Origin of the sequence: Parafrankia sp. Ea1.12 (assembly GCF_900465275.1) — a bacterium.
GTDB classification, from domain to species: domain Bacteria; phylum Actinomycetota; class Actinomycetes; order Frankiales; family Frankiaceae; genus Parafrankia; species Parafrankia soli.
Window position 1 is genome coordinate 1 of record NZ_UBIZ01000513.1, and the last position, 1,521, is coordinate 1,521.

Annotated in this window: 1 protein-coding gene; it reads left to right on the top strand. The window is 68.1% G+C overall.

What is annotated here, in order from left to right; translation table 11 throughout:
• Positions 1–324: 324 nt before the first annotated feature.
• A partial coding sequence (locus FMEAI12_RS30300; RefSeq protein WP_112108726.1) for an ABC transporter substrate-binding protein occupies positions 325–1,521 on the top strand: 1,197 nt, incomplete at its 3' end.

A 1,521-nucleotide genomic window follows, 5' to 3' on the forward strand; every position in this document is an offset into this window, starting at 1 on the left:
GCGCGTCCGGCACGCACGGCAAGCCACGGCGGCGCGGCAGCCGACCCTCACCGGTAGCACCTACCGGCCACCATCTCGATGTTGAGGCTGGAAAAATCTAAATATATAACTTAGGGTTCTCGCCCAGACAGCGGGTCCCCGGGGTGAGCCTGCCGGCCGACGGCCGCACTCGCGTGACACCGAGCCGGGCGAGCGCGGCCGCCCCCGCACGATCCGCCGGCCCTGACACCGGCGACGTCTCAGCGCGGCCGACAGCCGCCCATCACGCAGGGACAGATCATGGAACAGAGCACGCGGGCAGGCAGCTTACGTAGACGGTCGCGGATGCGCGGGCCACGACCGCGGGTACGCCGGCTGGTGGCGACAGCCCTCACCGCACTGGCCCTCACCGCGCTGGCGCTCACCGGCGCGGCGTGCGGCGGAAACGACTCCGACCCGGGGCCGGATCACGAGAGCGGTGTCGACCTCGCGCTGCTCGGCCCGAGCCGACCGGCCGACGGCCCACCGGTCAAGGTCGGCTTCGTCAGCGACGGCAGCACCCCGGCCTTCGACAACACCATCCAGATCCACGCCGCCGTCGCGATGACAAAGTTCCTCAACGAGCACGCCGGCGGCATCGGCGGCCACCCGATCGAACTCGTGACCTGCGAGACCGCAGCCGACCCGGGCCGAGCAGCCGACTGCGCGACCGAGTTCATCCAGGCCGACGTGGCCATCACCGTCGCAGGCGAGTCCACCGCCATGGGACCGGTATGGAAACCACTCCACGACACCGGGATCCCGATCTTCGTGTACGCCACCACCGAACAGTCGGTCATCCTCGACCGGGACTCCACCTTCGCACTGGCAGACCAGATCGCGGGCCTGGCCGGCATGCCGATCACCGTCGCCAAGGAGAACCACGTCCCCAAAGTGACCGTCGTCGGCATCGACGTACCCGTGGTCACCGGGTTCTACGACGCCGTCGGCGACCAGCTCTTCGGCGACGCCGGCCTCGACCTGGACGTGGTCGCCATCCCCCCCGACCAGGCCGACATGACCCCACAAATGGAACGGATCACCGCCGGCGGACCCACCGAAGTACACATCATCGGCGGCGACGCCTTCTGCATCTCCGCGTTCCGGGGCCTGCGAGCGGCGAACTTCGACGGACCCGTCAGCGTCGTCAACCAGTGCGTCTCCGACACCTCCAAGACCGCACTCGGCGACACCCTGGAAGGCGTGTACGCATCAGCACCGTTCGCGATCGACGACCACGACAATCCCGACCTACGCCAGTGGGAGGCGATCGTGCACACCTACGACGACAACGACATCGACCTGAGCAACTCGATGAGCTCCACCATCTACGTCACCATGACAGCCCTGAGCCGGGCACTCGACGGCCTCACCGGGAACATCACCCCCACCCGACTCATCGAGAAGATCCGCTCAGCACCCGAACTGCCACTACCCGCAGCCCCCGGCCTGACCTTCCACTGCAACGGCACAACCAACCCACTCGTACCCGCCGCCTGCACC